Source organism: Roseibium aquae (assembly GCF_008711285.1).
GTDB lineage: Bacteria > Pseudomonadota > Alphaproteobacteria > Rhizobiales > Stappiaceae > Roseibium > Roseibium aquae.
In genome coordinates this window covers 185410-206692 of sequence record NZ_VXDC01000006.1, presented here as the reverse complement: position 1 = coordinate 206692, position 21283 = coordinate 185410, and the positions used below count along the sequence as shown (strand labels likewise).

16 protein-coding genes are annotated in these 21283 nt (G+C 59.2%); 10 read left to right on the top strand and 6 right to left on the bottom strand.

What is annotated here, in order from left to right; all coding sequences use genetic code 11:
* Nucleotides 1-69: 69 nt before the first annotated feature.
* The 5 genes from F0184_RS11430 (at nt 70) to F0184_RS11410 (ending at nt 6369) form a co-directional block, all read left to right on the top strand.
* Nucleotides 70-1059, top strand: a complete 990-nt coding sequence (locus tag F0184_RS11430) for a DNA-binding response regulator (protein WP_150496312.1) — start codon at nt 70-72, stop codon at nt 1057-1059.
* Between the two features lie 180 nt (nt 1060-1239).
* A complete protein-coding gene (locus F0184_RS11425) occupies nt 1240-2253 on the top strand; it encodes a response regulator (protein ID WP_150496311.1) in 1014 nt (337 codons plus the stop codon).
* Nucleotides 2250-3455, top strand: a complete 1206-nt coding sequence (locus F0184_RS11420) for an HD domain-containing phosphohydrolase (RefSeq protein WP_172972078.1) — start codon at nt 2250-2252, stop codon at nt 3453-3455. Before F0184_RS11425 ends, F0184_RS11420 begins: the two co-directional genes overlap by 4 nt.
* A 101-nt stretch (nt 3456-3556) precedes the next feature.
* Complete coding sequence (locus F0184_RS11415; protein ID WP_206668338.1) at nt 3557-4432, top strand: phosphate/phosphite/phosphonate ABC transporter substrate-binding protein; 876 nt, start codon at nt 3557-3559, stop codon at nt 4430-4432.
* Nucleotides 4417-6369, top strand: a complete 1953-nt coding sequence (locus tag F0184_RS11410; RefSeq protein WP_150496309.1) for a sensor histidine kinase — start codon at nt 4417-4419, stop codon at nt 6367-6369. Before F0184_RS11415 ends, F0184_RS11410 begins: the two co-directional genes overlap by 16 nt.
* A 317-nt stretch (nt 6370-6686) precedes the next feature.
* On the opposite strand, the gene F0184_RS11405 is transcribed toward F0184_RS11410, so the two are convergent.
* A complete protein-coding gene (locus F0184_RS11405) occupies nt 6687-8105 on the bottom strand; it encodes a sensor histidine kinase (RefSeq protein ID WP_150496308.1) in 1419 nt (472 codons plus the stop codon).
* Entirely contained in the window at nt 8105-9304 is a 1200-nt protein-coding gene (locus tag F0184_RS11400) for an FIST signal transduction protein (RefSeq protein WP_150496307.1), read from the bottom strand. Before F0184_RS11400 ends, F0184_RS11405 begins: the two co-directional genes overlap by 1 nt.
* A 291-nt stretch (nt 9305-9595) precedes the next feature.
* Between F0184_RS11400 and minC the strand changes: the two genes are divergently transcribed.
* From minC to minE, 3 genes are all read left to right on the top strand, one after another.
* A complete protein-coding gene (gene minC, locus F0184_RS11395) occupies nt 9596-10381 on the top strand; it encodes a septum site-determining protein MinC (protein WP_150496306.1) in 786 nt (261 codons plus the stop codon).
* Nucleotides 10382-10442: 61 nt separating this feature from the next.
* The gene (gene minD / locus F0184_RS11390; RefSeq protein ID WP_150496305.1) at nt 10443-11264 is read left to right on the top strand and encodes a septum site-determining protein MinD; all 822 of its coding nucleotides are present in this window, start codon (nt 10443-10445) and stop codon (nt 11262-11264) included.
* Nucleotides 11261-11524 carry a cell division topological specificity factor MinE gene (gene minE, locus F0184_RS11385; RefSeq protein ID WP_150496304.1) on the top strand — a complete coding sequence of 88 codons (264 nt, stop codon included), beginning with the start codon at nt 11261-11263 and terminating at the stop codon, nt 11522-11524. The genes minD and minE overlap by 4 nt, the downstream gene beginning before the upstream one ends.
* Nucleotides 11525-11571: 47 nt before the next feature.
* Here the strand turns inward: minE and F0184_RS11380 are convergent, their stop codons facing one another.
* From F0184_RS11380 to F0184_RS11370, 3 genes are all read right to left on the bottom strand, one after another.
* Nucleotides 11572-12963 carry a diguanylate cyclase domain-containing protein gene (locus tag F0184_RS11380; RefSeq protein WP_150496303.1) on the bottom strand — a complete coding sequence of 464 codons (1392 nt, stop codon included), beginning with the start codon at nt 12961-12963 and terminating at the stop codon, nt 11572-11574.
* 585 nt (nt 12964-13548) lie between these two features.
* Nucleotides 13549-15159, bottom strand: a complete 1611-nt coding sequence (locus F0184_RS11375; RefSeq protein ID WP_150496302.1) for a peptide chain release factor 3 — start codon at nt 15157-15159, stop codon at nt 13549-13551.
* 328 nt (nt 15160-15487) lie between these two features.
* On the bottom strand, nt 15488-16195 hold the full coding sequence (locus F0184_RS11370) for a ParA family protein (protein WP_150496301.1): 708 nt from the start codon (nt 16193-16195) through the stop codon (nt 15488-15490).
* A 335-nt stretch (nt 16196-16530) separates the two neighbouring features.
* Between F0184_RS11370 and F0184_RS11365 the strand changes: the two genes are divergently transcribed.
* Nucleotides 16531-17427, top strand: coding sequence for an alpha/beta hydrolase (locus F0184_RS11365; protein ID WP_150496300.1), 897 nt, complete (start codon nt 16531-16533; stop codon nt 17425-17427).
* Nucleotides 17428-17437: 10 nt separating this feature from the next.
* On the opposite strand, the gene F0184_RS11360 is transcribed toward F0184_RS11365, so the two are convergent.
* The gene (locus F0184_RS11360) at nt 17438-20200 is read right to left on the bottom strand and encodes a sensor domain-containing protein (protein ID WP_150496299.1); all 2763 of its coding nucleotides are present in this window, start codon (nt 20198-20200) and stop codon (nt 17438-17440) included.
* A gap of 308 nt (nt 20201-20508) precedes the next feature.
* Between F0184_RS11360 and fabI the strand changes: the two genes are divergently transcribed.
* Complete coding sequence (gene fabI / locus F0184_RS11355; protein WP_150496298.1) at nt 20509-21273, top strand: enoyl-ACP reductase FabI; 765 nt, start codon at nt 20509-20511, stop codon at nt 21271-21273.
* The last annotated feature ends 10 nt before the right edge of the window (nt 21274-21283 follow it).

The following is a 21283-nucleotide window of genomic DNA, read 5'->3' as shown; positions in this document are numbered from 1 at the left end:
CCAGCAACAGGGCCGTCGGCCCATCCCGTGTGGAGGATTGATTTACACATTTGGTGCTAAGACGGGCCCATGGACCAGTCGATATCCCGAATCCTCTTTGTGGATGATGAAGAGCGAATGCTCAGTTCCCTGCGGCGCGTGTTGCGTGCCCAGTCGGGACGTTGGTCCATGCACTATGAAAGCGACCCGGTGGCGGCCGTTGAGCGGTTCCGTGAGCAGCCCTTCGATGTGGTGGTGAGTGATTTGCGCATGCCCGGCCTGACCGGGCTCGAAATGATCCTGCAGATCCAGGAGTTTGGTCCGCCCCACACCGAGTACATTCTTCTGACCGGCAATGGCGATCTGGATTCGGCCATGACTGCCATTAATTCGGCCGGGGTCTTCCGGTTCCTCACCAAACCGACCAGCACCGAGGATCTGGTGGAGGCGATCGATGCCGCCTTGGCCGCTGTGAATCTGACCCGCGACAATCCGGGCGATCTGGCCAGCGCGGCCCTGGCGCATTTGTCGGCTGCGGTGGTCGTTGTCGGCCGGGACCTCAAAGTCGCCTATTTGAATGACAGCGCCGATGAATTGGCAAAGTCGAGCAGTCTTGTGGTTCTGGATCCGCGTGGACATTTGCGGGTCAAGACCGCCAAGGGCCAAGACGCGCTCAGCAAGGCCGTTGACTCGGCAATCCAGTCCGCTGACATCGCGCCGCGCTTTGTGAAATTGCTGGATGACCACGAAGCCGACGAGCTGAAGGTTGTTGTCATGCCGCTTGGAGCCGGGCGTGCTGCGATCTTGTTGTCGGCACCTGACCGGTTCGAGCCTCCGTCGGTTGACAGTCTTGTGGAATTGTTTGGGCTGACCCGTGTTGAAGCGGCGCTGGTTCAAACAATTGCATGTGGTGGAACCATCGAAGCCGCGGCCAAAAGCAGCAAGGTCACGGTCGAGACCGCGCGGACCTACCTCAAGCGCATTTTTCAAAAGACGGGCGTGAACCGCCAGGTCGATCTGGTGCAGCTTATTCTGAGCACGCCGGCCAGTCTGATCCGGGCGCGCCGCAAGACCGGCTAGAAGAACGGGGCCAAGGCGGGCTCCATCGACGATCCGACCCGGTTCCTTTCTCGCAGGGTTATCGCCGGACCCCGCACATTTCGACGGTGAGGTTGAGTCGTACCCATATGGGGATGGGCGCCTCACTCCGGTCACGATACATCAAGTCATAATCATGACGATCTGACCGAGGCGTGTTCAATGACAAACAAAATCAGCGTTCTTTTCGTAGATGACGAACCGTTGATCCTTCGCGGTGTCAAAAGACACACCCGCGCATTCCGCGACGACTGGCAACTCCATTTTGCCGCTGGAGGAGTCGAGGCGGTCAAGATCATCACCAGAGAACGTGTGGATTTGATCGTTACGGACATGCGTATGCCGGAGGTTGACGGAACGCGCCTGCTCGAGTGGATTTCCGAATATCATCCCGAAATCATCCGGATCGTGTTGTCCGGTGAAGCCAAGCTCGACGAGATTTACCGCATCGTCGGCCGCAGTCATCGCTTCCTTGCAAAGCCTTGCACGCCGGATGCCCTGATCTCTGTCATAAAGCAGGTTGTCGAGGCGCGCGGGCGCGATGAGGACCTGCTCCGCGGAGGCGGAATGGCCTTGCTCGACAATCTGCACACGCCGGCCTTCCTGCTGGGGGAACTGCAAGCAAAGCTGAGCGACGAGACCGCGACGGTGAATGATGTCGCGGGCATCGTCAAAAGGGATCCGAGCCTTTCCTTGCGCGTGTTGCAGATGGCGAATTCGACCTATTTCAAGCGTTCGATTTCGACCTGCAGCATCCGCCGGGCTGTGTCTCATATCGGCCTGGAACGCCTGGCGGAGCTGGAATCGGTCAACCGCCTCGGGCAGCCGGCCCCTGACGGGTTGCCCGAGGCGGTGGCGCCAGGCACGGCATCCGCCCTGGCGAACGCCGCCGTTCAGGCATCCGAGGAACTGGATCTGACACCGGACGAGGTGAACGCCGTTTACATTTCCGGCCTTTGCCTTCGCTCGACGGTGGTCGATCCCGAGGCGCCCCTGGGACACGTGGCCCGGCGCGCCGCCTATGTCTCCGTTTTGTTTGGTCTGCCGGAGGTTTTGACCTCCGCATTGCGGACTCTCAGCCTCTTGGAGCCCAATGCGGAATTTACCAGATGGCCAGAGCTGATCGCCGAGGCAGTCCGTTCCAGCCGGCCGGAGGGTATGGAGGTTGCTGCATGACAGAAAACCGCAAAGTGCTGTTTGTGGATGACGACGTCCACATCTTGAGTTCGGTTCGCAGGACGCTGCGCGGGGTTGTCGACCTCGTTCTGGCCGATGGCCCAAAGAATGCGCTCGAAAAGATGCGGCAGGGAGGGCCTTTTGCGGTCGTTGTCAGCGATCAGAACATGCCGGGAATGGACGGCATCCGGCTGCTGAGCCTGATTGCGCGGAAAAATCCGGCCACTATCCGGGTGATGTTGACAGGCGATGGCAACCCGAAGACCGCTGTGAATGCTGTCAATAATGGAAGCATTTTCCGGTTCATCACAAAACCCTGCAATTCAGATACTCTGATCAAGACCATCGAGGACAGCCTGAAGAGGCATCAGGAGTTGGTCGGCGAGCGGGAACTTCTGGAGCAGTCCCTGTCTGCCAGTATCAAGGTCCTTGTCGAAGTCCTGGCCGTCTCAAGGCCGCTGGCTCATGAACGCGCGACCTTGATGCACCGATGGGCCCGCAAGGTCGGCAAGGTGGTTGCTTCCGATGCCTCTCTCGAGATCAGCGTGTCGGGCATGCTGAGTTCCCTGGGCTGCCTGACGCTTCCCGACTTTGTTGCCGACCGCTATTTGAGTGGTGATGATCTGTCCGGGGATGAACGGGAACTCGTGACAAGCGCGCTCTCGCAAGCCAGCGATCTCCTGCGGCCCATTCCACGCATGGAAGGGGTCGCGGAGGCCATCAAATACTGCCGGAAAGGCTTTGACGGCAGTGGTTTCCCGAACGATGAGATCGCCGGTGACGCGCTGCCCGAAGCCGCGCGGATCCTTTGTCCCTTGATCGATCTGGCGGAAGTCTCGGCGGGTCAGAAACCGGTGTTCCGGGACTGTCTCGCTCTGCTGGAGCCGAAAATGGCCCGGTATGATCCGCTGATCTGGGAGGCCATTTGCGGTGTCCTGGGCGGCGACGAACGCTTTTCCGCCGGCCTCGGGTCAGCGCGGCACAAGGTTGGCGTCGACCATTTGACGCCTGGCGATACGCTCGCGCGCGAGATCAGGGACCCATCGGGCCGGCTGTTGCTCGCTGCCGGGAACCAGATCAGCGCGGTGACGCTCAAGCGACTGAAAATGCTCAATTCCATCTCCGCTTCGGATCTGGAGTTCGAGATCTGGCGGGACGTGGATGCGCCCCTCAATACCGTTCCGCAGCGCGCCGTTGGCTAAATATTCACCTTGTGGGAACGTTGTTGCGACTGTGGTCCCGGATAGGAGTTTTTCCTGCGTGCCTTGCGGGCATAGTAGACATCAAGACCGGAAGTGAGACCATGTTGCGAGTTCGATCGAAATCCCGTTTTGGCGCCAAGTTCTCTCTTGGGCTGATGTTGGCCGCCTGCCTTCAGGCGATCTCGAGCCTTCCGGCACGGGCGGACACGCTGTTCTTCGGGGTGGTTCCCCAACAATCGGCCACCCGGCTTGCGGAAATGTGGGTGCCGTTCTTGAACGCGCTCGAGGAACGCACGGGCTTGTCGATCACTTTTGCGACGGCCAAGGATATACCGACATTCGAGCTGTGCCTTTTGGAAGGCGCCTATGACATCGCCTACATGAACCCCTATCACTATGTCGCGTTCCACGACACGTCCGGATATCGCGCCTTCGCCAAGCAGGCGGACAAGGCCCTGAAAGGGGTGTTGGTGACCCGGCGGGACAGCGGCATCCAGAGCCTGGAGGATTTGAACAAGGCCGAAGTAGCCTTTCCGTCCCCCGCCGCATTTGGCGCGAGCGTGCTGCCGCGCGCGGAAATGGCTGCTCTGGGGATCGAGATCGAGCCGGTCTATGTGAAATCTCACGATTCGGTCTACCGGGCGGTGGACATCGGACTGTTCCCGGCCGGCGGTGGTGTGCTGCGGACCTTCGAAAGTCTTCCGGAAGACCTGAAATCGAGATTGCACGTGTTCCATGAGACGGCTGCATACACCCCGCATGCGTTTGCGGCCGCGCCTCGCGTCGATCCCGAGGTCGTTGACCATCTCGCAGAAGTTATGGCCGGGTTCGATGACACCCGGATTCTGGAGGGATTGGCCATGAAGGGCGTGGTGCGGGCCGGCGACGATGACTGGGACGATGTTCGCGCGCTGAACCTCTCCAAGGAGCAAACCGACATCCGGTCTGAAGGAGCATCCCAATGTCATTCCGGCTGAAAACCTTCTTAGGCGTGGGACTGATCCAAGTCGTTCTTCTTGGGTTCATGATTGTGACAAGCCTTCAAGATCTCCGCAGTTCCAATGAACGCGAACTGATGACCCGGGCCGAGACCACGGTGGAACTGCTGGCATCCATGACAGCCGATGCGGTCGTTTCGCTTGACCTTGCGACCCTGGATGCGTTGGTCGAGAAAGGCCTCAACAACGAGGGGCTTCTCTACATTCAGATCCGCAACAACAACGGTCTGGTTCTGTCGGAGGGGGGAGACACCTCGGTCCTGCTGTCCCGGCCGTTTGAGAATGAGCAGAACCTGGCAGCCGATGACGACAGGATCGATATCCAGGCCCCGATCCTCGTCGGCGGCGCCAATTTCGGAACTGTCGCCATCGGATTGTCCACGGATGTGCTGAACCATGTTCTGGCCGCGGGAACCAAGCGTATGGTGGCCATCGCGGCCGCTGTTGTCGTGCTTGTCGCGGTATTCGGATTCTTGCTCGGGTCCTTCCTGACCCGCAACCTCTACCGGTTGAAGGACGGCGCCCAGAAAGTTGCGGCGGGTGATTTCGGCTATCAGATCGAGATTAATGGCAAGGATGAGATGGCGGTGACGGCGGATGCCTTTAACCAGATGTCCCGCGCCCTGGCGGAATACGCGGATCAGGCGGAAAGCGAGCGCGATATGGCGGAGGCCCGCCGGCTGTTCGCCGAAAGCTTGCTGCACAACGCGATCAACAGCGTTCCGCAGGCGGTTTTCATTACCGACGAAAACGGGCGTTTGACCTTTGTCAACCGGACGGCCATGAGCGTTTACGGTCTCTTTTCCGATAATCCGGTCACCGGCTGCGCCTTTCAGGATGTGGTTTTACGTCTTGTCGCCAACGCGCCGTCGTCGATTGGGGAATCGGCTCAGAAACTGCTCGAGGAGCGTTTGCAGCGTTTCGAGACGCAAACGGAACAAACATGGCAAAGCGCGTGGCCCGACGGCCGAGTGATGATGCACACCCAGCGGCCGGTGCCCTCTGGCGGGATGGTCATGGTGGATACCGATGTGACGGAGCTCTATCAGGCGAATGAGAAGAACCGGCTCCTGCAGCAAGAACTCATGGAGACGCACAAGCTGGAGTCGCTCGGCACATTGGCCAGCGGTGTCGCTCACGAAATCAACACTCCGACACAATTCATCGGCGACAATCTCAAGTTTCTGCGGGGCGCCTTCGAGGACGTGATGGGGTTTGTCGACAAACTGCCGGAACTTGACCGGGCCGGCGTTCTTGCCGAGCTTGAGGAACTCGATTGGGAGTTCCTGAAGGAAGAGATTCCCGCCGCGCTTTCGGAGGCGGGCGATGGAGTGGCGTCGATCGGCAAAATCGTCCACTCAATCAAGGAGTTCGCGCATCCGGACGATTCCGAGAAGCAGGAGGTTGATCTGGAGCGGCTGGTGGAAACCGCAGCGACGGTCGCCCGCTCGCAATGGCGCCATGCCGCCGATCTGAAGATCGAGGCCAGCGAGCCGGACATGACCATCCCCTGTTACCCGGGCGACATCTCGCAGGTCGTGATCAACCTGATCGTGAACGCGGCCGATGCGATCGGCGAATATGCACAGACCCACGACTACGAGACCGGCAAAGGGGAAATCCGCGTTCAGCTCTCCAAAACGCACGACAGTTGCTTTATCAAGGTGATCGACAATGGCCCGGGGATGGACGCGGCGACGGCCCGGCGGATCTTCGACATGTTCTTCACAACCAAGGCGCCCGGCAAGGGCACGGGGCAGGGGCTGTCGATCTGCAAATCAATCGTTGAGCTTAAGCACAAGGGCCGTTTGAGCGTCCGCTCCGCACCGGGCAAGGGGGCTGAATTCACCATTCAATTGCCGGTGGAGCCGTTGGTCGCCGAACACGCAAGTCCATCCGCGGGCAAGGCCGCCTGAGGGGGGCGGGGTCATCCAGTGGGAGATCGCCCATCACCGCCGGGCCTGCCGCGGCCGGGCCTGAAGGTTCGAAAAATGTGGCACTTCATGCAGCGATAGCTGGCTTCATCGGTCCGGGCGTTGGTCGTCAATCTCCCGCCATGTAACGCTGCCACGGAGGCGCGTTGACAGAACGACCGGAAGTTCACGGCCGGCCGTCTCAGAAATCGTCTGGGAAAAATGGTCTGGAAAATGAGCGGACTTGCATCCCGGCCTGCGGGTTTGCCCGGACGTGTCAAGCCGCCGGCCTACACCCGCGGTTGACAGCACTGCCCCTCTCAGGCGGCTTCGGTTCCGCAGGTTTTCAGAGGCAGATGCAAATAGAAGCAGCTGCCTTTTCCTTCTTCCGTCTTCACATCGATCCGGCCGCCAAGATTTTGGATCATGGTGTAGCACAACGCCAGCCCCTGACCTGTGCCCCGCCCCGGTGCCTTGGTCGTGAAGAACAGATCGAAGATCTTGTGCCGCACGTCTTCACTCATGCCGATTCCGTTGTCGGAAACCGAGACAATAACGCTATCGTCCGACACGCGGGTGCCGATCCGGATCAGGCCCGGGGTTTTGTCGCCGGACGCAAGCCGGTCCTCGATGGCATGGGCCGCGTTCACGAGAAGGTTGACGAGCGCCTGGCGAATATTGTCCGAGGCGCCCAAAATCTGCGGGCAGGACGGATCCAGGTCAGTGGTTGATTCGGCAATGTGCTTCCACTGGTTGCCCGCAATGATGAGAGCGGTTTCAACCTCATGGTTCAGATCGATGTCCCCCTCCTGGTCCGAGGAGGGGTGGGAAAACTCGCGGATCGCCTGCACGATCCGGCTGATACGGTCCAGACCGTCCCGCGATTGCTCGAAGGCGTCCGGAAGGTCCTCGCGCAGGAAATCGCCGTCGATTTCCTCCCAAAGATCGTTCAGGTGCTCGATCTGATCGTGAAGGCCCTGGGTGCGCGGCGGATACTCGGCCAGCTTTTTCAGGTTCTCCGCGAAGGCGAGCAGCTTGCGCGCCGCCTCATCGAGATAGCTCAGATTGGATGTCACATATTGGAGCGGCGTGTTGATTTCATGCGCGATGCCGCCGGCCAGCGTTCCGAGGCTTTCCATTTTCTGCTTTTCGCGCAATTCGTGCTCGAGCCGGTCCCGTACGATGCGCTCCCGCTGCCTTACGAGGGCCTGTTCGACGAGAGGCAGGATCCGCCGGAAAAGGCCGAGTTCGTCCGGTGAAAAGCTGTCGCGGGCGGCGGCGCGGTACACCACCATCAACGCCCGGTCTTCCGAAACGTTCAGCCCGCCGAGCATGTAAGAGCCGTGATTTTCCAGTCTTTCGGCCAGAGCGGGCACCTTGCGGCTGTCGGGTATGAGCCGCGGGTTCTTGCTGATATAGCTTTTGAATTCGGGGAGCGTTCGCCAAACGGCGAAACAGGTGCGCTCGGGAAGGGCCTGGATCGCTCTGGTTTCCGGGACTTGAGCGCTCGACAGCCCGATGGCGCCGATGTCCTTCAGGATCGCGGCTCCGTCGAGGGCGAACATGTCCCGCAGCGCTGCCAGCATCGCGGCCGGCAGTTGCAAATCATCGGATTGGTCGGCGAGAACCTTGAGCGCCTGAAGCATGCTTTCGCTCTCGCGCCGGCGAAGCACCTCGCGCCGCCGCAGCCGGTCCAGTTCCACCAGCGAATCGCGGAGGTCCGCGGCCCGTTCGGTCATCAATGATCTCCCAAGAGCACCGCGGAAATCATGAGGTTCCCGTGGCGGTTGACCTCATCCAGAACGGGCCCCTGCTCTCCAAACGTGAAGGTCGTGATGAACGGCACGCCCGGCAATGTTTTCAAGAGGTTGTCACGGACCTCGGGAAGCCGGTCCCGGACGGTCAGCATGCAGCCCGCGCAATAGACGATGATCCCGCCCTCTATATCGCCCTGATCCAGTTCAGCCATTTCCATGGCGGACGCGCACACGTTCACCGGGCGCTCGATCAGCGATTCCACCGTTCCGGTCATGTGATGGAGCACATCTCCAACCGATATGTCGGTGAACAGGCTGATGCTGCCATCCGGGCGCACGGTTTCCGGATGGCTGAGGATATAAATGGGAGAACCTGCGAGATTTCCGCGCTCGCGCCCGAGCGGTTGCAGTGTGGTCGAGCCGAGCACATTGACCGGATCGGTTCCGCTTGTGGCAAAGGTTTGACCCGTCCACTCGGAATAGACCTCGGCGGCCGGCCTGCCATCCAGTTCTTCGACAATACGCCCGTGTGCCTTGGTTACGACAGCATGCTTGCCCGAAGGGCTATATCCGCTGTGATACGCCGTCCCGATCGAGAAGGAGGTAAACAGCACGCTGACGACAATCCCAGAGGAGCAGGTTCCCTGGTGTGTGAACATCCACCATTGGCCGGCGATCTCGTCATCGGCGGCCGAGCCACCAACAATGGCGACATCGGTTCCAACGATATCCTGAATTCCCGCGAGAATATCCTCCTCTTGTCCCGGTGAGGCGCTGATCCAGACGATCTGGGGAATTTCCCCAGTCCGGCCAGCGTCCGCCAAAGCGCTGAGGACGGCGTTTGCGGCCGATTGCCGGGCATTTTCGCCAATCTCGGCCATGCCGGTGCCGAAGTCGCCGCCGTCATCGGTCACGGCCCAAACACCCATGCCGTTGGCAGGTGCATTGCACAGAGCCTTGTCGGTCATCACCCCGAGGCAGGAGGTGGCTCCATGTATGGAGGTTTCCGGCAGCCGCTCCCGCAGGGCCTTGTGAAGGTGATCGCGGTCATAGGCCGAATTCGCGTGAACCATCAGGTAATGCGGTTCACCGGACAACTGATCCAGGACCGTGTCGAGGCAGGCCTGCACGGCGGTATTCGTGTCTGGGTCGGCACTGCAGCCGGTTGCGATGCGGGTCACGGAATCCTCCAACTCTGAACCAGTTTGCCGCAAAATAGTTGTGGGACTGCAAACAACTATTCCCAAATGGGGATGAGTGTCCTTTCCCCTGCGAAAATGCCGTCACGGCCATGCGCCTTGTTGGCCGGCCTTGGGCGGTGAAACCCCGCCAAAGGCGACATTTGCTGCCGGATCCCGGTGTTTATTGTCGCTTATATCAGTGGAAAACCGATCGGCGCCCCATTATGGCGTCATCCTGATGTTAGTTTTAACGAAATTATCATCTGATTTGCGAGAGCTTCGAACCCTTTCATGAAATTCAAGGGCAAGTCCTTCATTGCGATTGTTTTGACGCCCGATGCGCCGTTGGATGCATGGTTTGGCGAGATCGACCGCATCATTGCGCGTTCGCCTGGCTTTTTCATCGACCGGCCGATCATTCTGGATGTCCGGGGTCAGAAAATCGCGATCGAAGATCTGGAGACCATTCTGGACGGAATGGCGCAGCGCACGATCCGGGTGATGGGCATCGACGGCGTGGCGGGAAGCCGGCTGAAACCCGGAATGCCGCCGAGCTTTTCCGGAGGCCGCCTGACATCCGACGTTAGCGTGCCCGACGCTCCGGCTGGAGACGTTGAGAACGGTGCATCCGGAGACGGCGCGGATCAACCTGCCCCTAGAAAAAAAGCGGGCTCCGGAGTTGCAGAGCCTTTGGACGGCAAAACGGCCCTCGCCGGGGAACGCGCGTCTGGCGAATCCTTTGGATCGGGGTCATCGATTGTCATCAGCGAACCCGTCCGGTCCGGTCAGCGGATCATGCACCCGGGCGGGGATGTGACGGTGATCGGGTCTGTCAGTTCCGGAGCCGAGGTGATCGCGGGCGGGTCGATACACATTTACGGCGCGCTGCGGGGCCGCGCCTTGGCCGGCGTTGCGGGCGACGAGAACGCCCGCATTTTCTGCGGCAAGCTGGATGCCGAACTCGTATCGATCAACGGTCTTTACAAGGTCGCCGACGATTTCGAGGACGCCTGGATGAACACGCCTGCCCAGATCCGTTTTGAAGACGAAACGCTGGTGTTTGAAAAACTGGGCTGACCAGAGTGGGGGCTCTTCCCAAGTCCCGTCTCCGGCAGCCCCAGAAACATAGGATCATATCATGAGCAATGCCACGGTTTTGGTGGTTACATCGGGCAAGGGCGGCGTCGGCAAGACCACATCGACGGCCGCGATCGCAACCGCGTTGGCCAAGCAGGGATACAAGGTCTGTGCGGTCGATTTCGATGTCGGTCTGCGCAATCTCGACCTGATCATGGGGGCGGAGCGCCGGGTCGTGTTCGATCTGGTGAACGTTGTCCGTGGTGAGGCGACCATCAAGCAGGCGCTGGTGCGCGACAAGCGTCTGGAGAACCTCTACCTTCTTCCCGCGTCCCAGACGCGTGACAAGGACGCTCTGACGGATGAGGGCGTGGCCAGCGTCGTCAGCGAATTGCGGATGTATTTCGACTGGATCGTGTGCGACAGCCCGGCCGGGATTGAACGCGGCGCCACGCTCGCCATGCGCTATGCCGACGAGGCGATCATCGTGTCGAATCCGGAAGTCTCGTCGGTCCGCGACTGTGACCGGATCATCGGTCTTCTGGACGCCAAGACCGCCGTGGCAGAGCAGGGCGGGCGGATGCCGAAGCACCTGCTGATTACCCGCTACGATGCCGAGCGGGCAAAGTCGGGCGACATGCTGGCGGTGGACGACGTGGTGGACATTCTCTCCGTTCCGCTGATCGGCGTCGTGCCCGAAAGCAAGGACGTTCTCAAGGCTTCGAATGTCGGCATGCCGGTGACGATGTCCGATGAAAACAGCGCCCCGGCGCGGGCCTATACGGAGGCCGTGCAACGTCTCCTTGGCGAGGATCTCCCGGTCACGATTCCGAGCGAGAAAAAAGGGTTGTTCGGCAAGCTGTTCAAAGGGAGGGCGGCATGAACCTCCTCAACCTCTTTGGCCGCCGCGGGGAGAGCGCCACCGTCGCCAAAAACCGCCTGAAGATCCTGCTTGCCCATGAACGGACCAACGACGGGGCCGATGCCGCTTTGATCTCCTCCTTGCGCGAGGACATTCTCGAAGTGGTGAAGCGGCGGGTCGATATCGATGTCGATTCCGTGCGGCTGGAGATGGATCGCACGGGCGACGTCATGACGCTGGGGATCGATATCGAACTGCCTCAGGAAAAGAAGGCATCCTGAGCGATACCGGGATCGCGGCTTGTCGCGACTGGCGGGGCCGGTGCCCGTTACGCGGATCGTCCAGGTGGCAAAGCCCGGGCCGGCTGTGAACCGGCCGGCCGCGAAGAGCGATTGGGATCGTAAACCACATAGCGTCCCTTGCCGTCTCGTTTTGCCGCATAAAGCGCGTTGTCCGCATGGCGGAGCAGGTTGGTTGAGTCGGCCTGAAAGGCGATCCCGATGCTTGCGCCGAACGTGCAGGTCCGGTCCCCCACGATCAGCGGCCTTTGAAGCTCCGAGACGATCTTCGCCGTGACCTCTTCCACCGCGTTTCGCGGCTTGTCGTCGAAGATCATGACGAATTCATCGCCTCCCAGCCGGAATACGGAGGCGTCCGGCGCAAGCCGCTTCAGGCTTTGGGCCGTGTGTTGCAGAACCGCATCGCCGGTCTCGTGGCCATGGGTATCGTTGACTTCCTTGAAGTGATCCAGATCGACATAGAGCAGCGCCGCGCCATTGTCCGACGGAGAGCTGTTTTCCAGATCGTTCAGCTGCTGATCGAGGGCGCGCCGGTTCCCAAGTCCGGTCAAGGGATCCGTCAGCAGCTTTTGCGCGAGCAATTCGTTTGCTGTCCGGGCTTCGATCTGCGCGCTCTCCAGCGCTGCGACGACCGTTCCAGTGCGTTGCAGGAACATTCGGGCCGCCAGAAACATGGCCGTGTAGATCAATATGATCGTCACGGCAATGTACGGCAGCAGCTTCGAGCCCGGCAGGGGAGACCTCCAGACAAAGTATCCCCGGACCGCCCGGTCAGGGCCGCGGATTTCGTAAGAAGCGTCAAATGGACCGGCCGGTTCGTCGGCCGCGTTCAGGTCTGGCAGATCGTATCGGGCTTCGAGATCGGACAGGGCTTGTCCATGCAGTTCCCGGCTGACGATCAGAACGTGATCCGTGCCGATCTTTGTCGTGGATTCATAGGTCGTCAGCCGGACGGCGGCGACCAAGTACAATCGCGCCAGGTCACCCATGATCGCCGTCACGGCGATCGGGTCCGCATCGTGATCAATGTCTCGGGCCCGGGCCGCCAGAACCGAAAGCTGTTGGCCGTAGAGAGCGGTGGGATCGGCATCGGAAAACGCACCTTCGACGAGGGACAGGCGGGTGCGGTTCTGGCCGTCGAGAACGTGCATTCCATAGAGTTCGAGTTGATCGTAAATATAGGTCCCAACGTTGTTTTTCACCCACTCCGGATCCAGCTCGAAGACCGTGTTTTCGACCATGGCGTCCCAGAAGCCATATTCCATCGCGATGTTTGCAAGACTGTGTTTTTGGTCCGCAATGGCTGATGTGAATATCTGTTTCGATGTTGCGACCGCCTGGCGATCGAGGGACATCATCAGGATTGTCGCGAAGGCCAGCAAACCGATAGCGCCGAGGGCAAACACCGTCCAGAACGGCATGAACAACCCGGAGATGCGTTTTTTGGGCGAAGTCTGGGGCAGGATATCGGGGGGATGCGCAAGAAATGGCAAAGAAGCCTTTGAACCTGCCAATGTCCGGTTGGTCGTCAAACAGATGCTCACGTTGCTTCGACTGGATCGGTTTCAAAACGGTATCCGCCAGGGGGCGGTCCGGCTAGAACGTTATTCAAAACAACCGAAATATTGATGAAAAAATTCCATCTCCAGTTGAATAATTAGATAACTCAACGTTTTGGTTCATGAAGTGTGAAGGGAAAGGGTAGAATTCCCTTAAGGAATACTGGTAATTCTACCATGTGGCGGGCCGGATTGATTTCCCTGAACAGGCAAGGCCTGTGCCCAAGCGCAGCAATGGCGGCCGGTCCCCGGGCGGGGGCAGCGCTCCGGAAACGGGCGATGGCCCAAAGGCGCTGACGCCGTGGCGGACGCTCGGGGATGACCGGCGGCCGCCTTGACGCTGATCTAGAGCATTTCTCGTGAAATCTGAATCACTTGAAATGCTCTATGTTCCTGTTTTACGCGATTTCGCGAGCGTAAAAGTCTCCAACTTTTACTGAAATTGCTCTAGGCTTCGTAGACAATTTCGCGGGTCTCGCGAAACGTCACGTCTGGATACTTGTCCGTGATGTAACCGACTTCCCAGGCATTCTTGAACAGGAACACCGGCCTGTCATCGCGGTCATTGGCGATCGACATGCGATGGGCTTCGATCATTTTCTGGAGCGTGGCCTGATCAGTCTCGATCCAGCGCGCCGTGGAGAGGTTGACGGCCTCGAAACCGATCTCCGTTCCGTACTCGGCCTTCAGCCGGTCGACAACCACATCCAATTGCAGGACGCCCACGACACCGACGATCCAGTTTGAGCCAATATCCGGCTTGAAGATCTGGACCAGGCCTTCTTCGGCGAGATCCTGCAAGCCCTGGCGCATTTGCTTGACCCGCATCGTGTCGGACAAACGGACCCGGCGCAGGATTTCCGGTGCAAAGGCGGGCAGTCCGGTAACGTGGATCTCCTCGCCTTCCGTCAGTGTGTCGCCGACGCGCAACTGGCCGTGGTTCGGAACGCCGATGACATCTCCCGGATAGGCGAGATCGGCGATTTCGCGTTCCTCGGCAAAGAAGAAGATCGGGGCCGAGACGGCGATCTGTTTGCCTGCCCGTACATGCTTGAGCTTCATGCCGCGCCTGAACGTGCCGGAACACAAGCGCACGAAGGCGATCCGGTCCCGGTGCTTCGGGTCCATGTTGGCCTGCACCTTGAAGACAAATCCTGTGACCTTGTCCTCTTCCGGCATGATCGTCCGGCCCCCGGTCGCAGCCTGGGAATGCGGGGCCGGTGCATGCGCGGCGATGAAATCAAGAAGTTCCTCGACCCCGTAGTCGCGAAGGGCCGAGCCGAAGAAAACGGGTGTCAGATGGCCTTCCAGAAAGGCGTCCTTGTCGAAAGCGGCGTAGCCTTCAGCGCCCAGTTCCACATTTTCTTGCAACTCGTCCATGATGCGGTCGAACACGGTGCCGGTCAAAATGGGATCGTCCAGGCCGGAGACCGTCTTGGTTTGTGTGAAAGCGCCGCCGCGTTCGCCATCCGAAGTGTAGAAGAGCTTCTTTTGCCAGTCATAGACCCCGAAGAAGTCCGACCCCATGCCCACCGGCCAGGTCATGGGCGAAACATCGAGCGCCAGCGCCTCCTGAACCTCGTCCAGTATTTCCAGGGCATGCCGCCCTTCCCGGTCGATCTTGTTCACAAAGGTGATAATGGGAATGTCCCGCAGGCGGCAGACCTCGAAAAGCTTGCGGGTTTGGCTCTCGATCCCCTTGGCGGCATCGATGACCATGATCGCGGCGTCCACGGCCGTCAGCGTGCGGTAGGTGTCTTCGGAAAAGTCTTCGTGACCCGGGGTGTCCAGAAGGTTGTAGATGATGCCATTGCGCTCGAACGTCATGACCGAGGACGAGACGGAAATGCCCCGTTCCTGTTCGATTTTCATCCAGTCCGACCGGGCGCGGCGGCGTTCACCGCGGGCCCTGACCTGACCGGCGGCACGGATCGCGCCACCCGACAGAAGCAGCTTTTCCGTAAGCGTCGTCTTGCCCGCATCCGGATGCGAGATAATCGCGAAGGTCCGGCGTTTGGCGTAAGGCGCCTCGCCATTCAGCCCATTGGCAGCTGACATGAAGTTCTCCCTGGTCCGCCCGCGGGTTCGCGTCGCTTCGATCTCTCTGATTTGTCAAGGATCGGGACGCGTGCGCAATGCCGTCGCTGAGGCGGATACACTGTTACCGTCAGCGCAAGCCATAAAAGGGAATCCGCGCGATTTCCAGAGCCGATTTTCAAGGCTGGAGGCCCAAAGCCCGGGACGGCATCTCCGGAAGGAGCCGCGCCTTGAAAAAGGCTGGCCCGAAAAGGATCGGCCGGGCGGTTTTCATCGCCCGGCCATCTGGGATGGGGAGGTGCACGTGTTTTGGAATTACTTCTAATGTGATGTGATAGTAACCTGTTTCCTATGACGCTTTTCTGAAGGTCTGGAACCAGGAGTGTTTCTTGGGAAGATCAACCGTCCTTTCCAGAATTTCAGCCGTATAACGCAGGGCGTTTTCCCGCGCCTTTTCGATATTGCTGACGAGCGCGGGATCTTGATCCGCAAGTCCGCCCCCAAATTCGAACAGATCGCGATAGGCCGCCCTTTCGACGATCGGCGTGAACAGGACATCGACGCCATTGGTCTTCAGTGAATCCTGCACAGCCTTCATCGCCCGTGTGGTGACGGCGGCGTTGGTGCGCGTCAGAACCACGCAGTGCGGGATATCCTTGCGTACAATGGTTTCGAGTTTCGAGATCAGTCTCAGGATTTTCGCGCCGCCGCGCGCGTCCATGGAGGAGCCCTGGATGGGGATCACGACGAGATCGGAGACGGAGATGGCATTTGCCACCATCAGGTTCTCCTTGCCTTCCAGATCGACGATGATGTAGTCGGACGTTGCTTCCGCATCGTGGATCTGTCCCGAAATTGTCGCGGGAAAGACCGAACTCACGACCGTGATATTGTCGGGTTTTCCGGTAAGTTCAGACCACTTCGAGATCCATTTCTGGGGATCGGCATCGAAAATCGTGACGGTTTTCCCCAGGGACGCGATTTCCGTCGCAAGCAGGAGTGCGGCGGTCGTTTTTCCAGCGCCACCTTTGGCATTTGCAAAAGAAATGATGGGCATACATGTTCTCCTGAACCGACCCGGCCGCTGTTCTGGCAACCTTGCTTCGCAGTTTCAGTAAATCATGGTTAATAATCTATTAAATTGCCCAAAGATTGAAAAAACAAAAAATACCGATAGAAAAATGACAAAAAGACCGCCGGTAAAACACGAAATAATATTCGTATTATCGACAAGTGATATATATGCGCATGGTCGTTGATGAGGCTTCGAAGCAGAGATCGAGCCGCCGGGGCTTAAGGTCCATACCGCCTTGAAGGTTTTCGCGATGACGGGTAGGGGAGAGAGTGTCGCCGTTCATGCCCGGCGATCCGCATCCAAGCAGGGGGCCGCTCATGTCAGTGCTGAAACTCCGGTCTGCGAAAACCATCCTTCTGATGGCCGGTCTGTTGCTTGGCGCGTCGGGACCCGTTGCGGGGCAGACGCTCGCGCCCTTCAAGGACCGCCTGTTCTCCTACAAGCGCATCCTTGAAACCTCCCGGAACGGCGATTTTCTCGTCGTCGAATATTCGAAGCAGCGGGATCTGCATGGCCGCGACAAGGTTCCAGAACGCGAGGTTTTTGGCAATTACGTCTCCTACCAGCCCCGGCGTTCGCGGCAGGGCTACGATTTGCAGGCCAACGGCCGGACCGTCAATTTCATGGGCGTAGGAAAGGTCCGCGGGGGCGCGTCAGCGTCGGTTATCTACGTCCACGGTCAAGGCGGCAACCGGTTTCAAGGTGTGAACGACGTCACCTTTGGCGGGAACTTCAATCGCATCCAGAATCTGATGGTCCGCAATGGCGGGGCCTATCTGTCGGCGGAGTTTTCTGATTTCGGGGCGCGGGGAACGGCGGATGTCGCGGCGCTCGTGCAGCACCAGAAGATGGTGTCCCCCAATGCCAAGGTCGTTGTGGCGTGCGGATCCATGGGCGGGATCATCTGCTGGAACCTTCTGAAGACCCCCCGGTATGCCGCCCAGATCGATGGCCTGATCCTGCTCGGGTCTCCCGCTGACCCCGCGGTTCTCAACCCGTCGGTCCTGCAGCGCCGCATCCCGATCCACATGTCCTATGGAAGCGACGATGCCGTCTATGACTGGCGGCAGAAGGCGGGGTTCTTTGACCAGATCCGATCCATCGCACCGGGCTATCCGATCCGCTTTACCTTGTTCGACACCGGCTCCCACGGGACGCCGATCCGGATGACGGATTGGCGCAGCGTCCTGAACTGGATGTTTTCGCTGCATTAGGACATGGAACCTAGCGCAAGAACACGCTTTGCGGTGGTGCCAGATCAACGATTTCAGGCCGGCGGAGAATGATGTCGTCAATGGTGGACACACAGATGTCCGCCAGTTCTTCGAGCTGGAGCACTTCGGTTCGGCATCGGCTACTGTCTTGCGGACATTCGGTCAGGCATGGGGCCGTGGCAACGCGAAGCTCGCCCGCGTGTTGCAGCAAAACCGCGTAGTGCGGGCTGTCTGAAAACAGACTCATTCCCTGCTTGTTCAGCCAGGGCCAATAGATTTTGTGAAGGTTTTCTGTTCCCGAGAAGCAGGGCAGGGGGGTGTCCGGTTGCTGGCCGCTGCGGATCGCCATGGCCCAATTCCGCAGTTCGACTTGGAAATAGAGCAGTTTTGCGTGGCGCTTGGACAGCGACATGAGACGCGCCCAGTCCGGATCCGGCACGAATTGGGCTTGCCAGGACAAGAAGTGCGTTTCGGGCAGCGGGCGGGCCAGTGAATAGCCCTGAAGCAGAGAGCAACCCATGCTGATCAGCAGGTTCTGGTGGTCCTTGGTTTCGACGCCTTCGGCAATCACTTCCCGGTTCAAGGTTGTTGCAAGCCCGAGCACGGCCTCGACGATCGCCAGGTCCTCAAGGTTGTTGATTGCGTTCTGAACAAAACTCTGGTCGATCTTAACGTGGGTTGCCGGCAAGTTCCGCAAATGCGTCAGGGTCGAATAGCCTGTTCCGAAATCGTCGATCGAGAAGGTCACGCCTAGGCGGTTGCAATCCAGGATCGCATCGCCGACCTTCCGGTCACGGGTTGCGTCGGTGCTTTCCAGAACTTCGACGTCCAGCAAGCTCGGGTCGACAGTTTCAAACCGGCCAATGAGAACTTTCAGCTCATTGTGCAGCCATCCGGAGGCCAGATTTCGCGGGTCGATATTGACCGACAGCGGGACGCTGTGACCGGCAGTCTGCCAACGTTCGAGGGTCTGGAAAGCGGTTGCCAAGGTCCAGCCGTCCAGCTTGCGCGACAGGTCCGGGTGTTCCGTCGCCTCCAGGAAGCTGCCGGGCAGCCGAAGGCCGTCCGTTGGGTGGTTCCACCGCACGAGCGCTTCCGCGCTATGAATTTGGCCGCGTACGACATCGACCTTCGGCTGGAAATGAAAGATCAGTTCCTCGTTGTCTATGGCCTCTGACAATGCATTGATTTTGTTATTGAATGTCGTGATGGCAAGCTCGGTCTTCGGATTGAAGACCGTGTAGCGGTTCTTGCCTTGCAGCTTCGACTGGTACATGGCCGCGTCGCTTTGCCGGAGCAATTGGTCAGGCGAGGTCTCGGTCCGGGCGTTGAAGGTGACCACACCGATACTGGTGGAAATCGTGAGCCTCGTGCCTTCCAGTTCGAAGGGTTTGGCCACTTCCGCCAGTATTCGCCGTGCCAGTTCCTCAGCCTGCATCGGGGATTCGAGCCCCACCACCACCGCCACGAACTCGTCGCCGCCAAGCCGCGCCAATGTGTCTTCCGTCCGGAAATGCCTGAGGATCCGGCGGGATGCGGCGATCAGCAGTTCATCGCCCAGGGTATGGCCGTAATGATCGTTCACGGTCTTGAAGCCGTCGAGGTCGAGGAAAAGCACCGCTCCCCAAGCATCCTCCAATCTGACCAGTTCGATCGCATCGTTCATGCGCAGGAGCAAGAGCATGCGGTTTGGCAACTGGGTCAGTGCGTCGTAATGCGCGGTGTGCTCAAGCTCTTTTTGATGGTTCAGCAGGGCCGTGATGTCGGAGAATACGGCCACATAGTTCGTGGTTTTGCCGTCATCGTCACGGATCGCCGCCAAGGCGGCCCGCTGGACATAGTCCTTTCCGGTCTTTGTCCGGTTCCACAATTCGCCCGACCAGCTTCCCGTTCCACTCAGGCTCTCCCACATCTCCTTGTAAAACGCGGGGGGTTGGCGCCCTGAAGAGAATATCCTCGGATTCGAACCGATGATCTCCTCCATGTCGTATCCGGAAATCTTGCTGACAGCGGGATTGGCCCGGATGATCCTGGCGTTCGCATCTGTTACCAGAATACCCTCGCTGGCATTCTCGAACACCTGGTCGGCCAGCCGAAGATGGCGGTTGGCCTCGCGGACAGTGCTGCGCGAGAGATGCAAGAGACGGGCGTAAATCCCGACCGCGACAAGAAGCAAAAACAAAAGGCCCGCGACGACACCTAAGTACGTCCGCTGGTGGGTGTAATGCGTTTCGAGCTCCTGACGTTTTTGCTCTACCGCCCGCTCGAGTCGCTCTTGGTAGTGCCAAAGACCGGCATTCGCTTCCCGTTGCGCCGAGATGTCGTTGATCGTGGAAAACAGAAGTTGTTGACCCTCGACAGTGATCGGGATCGATCTGACTTCTACCGTTCTTAGGCTGCCGTCCGACAGCTTATGTTGAAAGATGAAATATTTACGGTTTTGTTCGGCCGCTCGTTTGCGCTCGTTCGCAACTTCTTCAGGCGTAAGCTGGTTGATCTCCTGAATCGCCAGGCTGTCCAGTTGCTCCCGGGTGTAGCCGTAAAACTCGGATGCCGCCGGATTGGCATAGGTGATGTCGCCGCTGGCGGGGTCTATCAGGAGAACCGGAAAGGGCTGGGCGTCGTTCAATTTCGCGAACTGGTCCAGCCCGAATTCCGGCGGACGCTCGGCCCGGGCCAGATCCGTTTGCATGACTGTGAAAACGATGCATGCCGCAACACCGTGGATCTTGAAATTGAGTCCTTTGCTTCGGCTTCGGCGTTTCACTGACATGGCAATTGCGCTTTCTGTTGTCCATGAAACGTAAGATTGAATTGTTTACAAGCGGTTTCAAAGATCAGAGTCGGAAGTATAAGGTGGTTTTACGATTAGTATTTTTGCCCAATACCATTCGCCCCGACTTGAGTTTTCTTGTTTTTTAACGTGCCGGTTTTGGGGGGCTACGTGGAATGCCGAGGGCGTGCCTGCGTAAGAACGCTTAGAATCGACAAAAGTAACCAAAGCGTCATACTTGGCATGTTGCACTGCGATAAAATGCGAACGAAGATACACCCGCCTCGCATACGGAGCTCGCCAGACTGATGTTTGACCTGACCGGCCAGAAAGCCCTCGTCGTGGGCATCGCCAATGACCAGTCCATCGCTTACGGCTGTGCCAAGGCCTTCGCGGCGCAAGGCGCGGAATTGGCTGTTACCTACCTGAATGAAAAGGCGGAGCCGCATGTGCGCCCGCTCGCCGAAAAGCTCGGTGCGAAGATCATCGCCCCGCTCGATGTGCGTTTCCAAGACCAGATCGATGATCTGATGGCCCGGATCAACTCCGAATGGGGCGAACTGCACACGCTGCTCCATTCCATCGCCTTCTCCAAAAAGGAAGATCTGCACGGCCGCGTGGTGGACTGTTCAGCCGAGGGGTTTTCATTGGCGATGGACATCTCGGTTCACTCTTTCTTGCGATTGATACAGAAATGCGAGCCCCTCATGTCCCATGGCGGTACATGCATGACCGTTTCCTTCATGGGCGCGCAGAAAGTGGTCGATCATTACGGCGTGATGGGACCGGTCAAGGCTGCCCTTGAGGCCACGGTCCGCTATGCGGCCGCCGAACTCGGTCCCAAGGGTATTTCGGTTCATGCCCTCTCCCCCGGACCGCTCCAGACGCGGGCCGCTTCGGGCATCGCGGAATTTGACGCGCTTTTGAACGATGCCGCCGAACGCGCGCCGACACATCACCTGGCAACCATTGACGACGTGGGCGCATACGCGGCGTTTCTCGCCAGCAAGGAAGCCTTCAACGTCACCGGTGGTGTGCACCCCATCGACGGCGGCTACAGCATAATCGGATAGGACGAGACCC

Bases quoted from the DNA above. Each gene is read 5' to 3' on its own strand.
- F0184_RS11430 (WP_150496312.1), top strand. From the start codon at position 70: ATGGACCAGTCGATATCCCGAATCCTCTTTGTGGATGATGAAGAGCGA.
- F0184_RS11425 (WP_150496311.1), top strand. From the start codon at position 1,240: ATGACAAACAAAATCAGCGTTCTTTTCGTAGATGACGAACCGTTGATC.
- F0184_RS11420 (WP_172972078.1), top strand. From the start codon at position 2,250: ATGACAGAAAACCGCAAAGTGCTGTTTGTGGATGACGACGTCCACATC.
- F0184_RS11415 (WP_206668338.1), top strand. From the start codon at position 3,557: ATGTTGCGAGTTCGATCGAAATCCCGTTTTGGCGCCAAGTTCTCTCTT.
- F0184_RS11410 (WP_150496309.1), top strand. From the start codon at position 4,417: ATGTCATTCCGGCTGAAAACCTTCTTAGGCGTGGGACTGATCCAAGTC.
- F0184_RS11405 (WP_150496308.1), bottom strand. From the start codon at position 8,105: ATGACCGAACGGGCCGCGGACCTCCGCGATTCGCTGGTGGAACTGGAC.
- minC (WP_150496306.1), top strand. From the start codon at position 9,596: ATGAAATTCAAGGGCAAGTCCTTCATTGCGATTGTTTTGACGCCCGAT.
- minD (WP_150496305.1), top strand. From the start codon at position 10,443: ATGAGCAATGCCACGGTTTTGGTGGTTACATCGGGCAAGGGCGGCGTC.
- minE (WP_150496304.1), top strand. From the start codon at position 11,261: ATGAACCTCCTCAACCTCTTTGGCCGCCGCGGGGAGAGCGCCACCGTC.
- F0184_RS11380 (WP_150496303.1), bottom strand. From the start codon at position 12,963: ATGCCGTTCTGGACGGTGTTTGCCCTCGGCGCTATCGGTTTGCTGGCC.
- F0184_RS11375 (WP_150496302.1), bottom strand. From the start codon at position 15,159: ATGTCAGCTGCCAATGGGCTGAATGGCGAGGCGCCTTACGCCAAACGC.
- F0184_RS11370 (WP_150496301.1), bottom strand. From the start codon at position 16,195: ATGCCCATCATTTCTTTTGCAAATGCCAAAGGTGGCGCTGGAAAAACG.
- F0184_RS11365 (WP_150496300.1), top strand. From the start codon at position 16,531: ATGTCAGTGCTGAAACTCCGGTCTGCGAAAACCATCCTTCTGATGGCC.
- F0184_RS11360 (WP_150496299.1), bottom strand. From the start codon at position 20,200: ATGTCAGTGAAACGCCGAAGCCGAAGCAAAGGACTCAATTTCAAGATC.
- fabI (WP_150496298.1), top strand. From the start codon at position 20,509: ATGTTTGACCTGACCGGCCAGAAAGCCCTCGTCGTGGGCATCGCCAAT.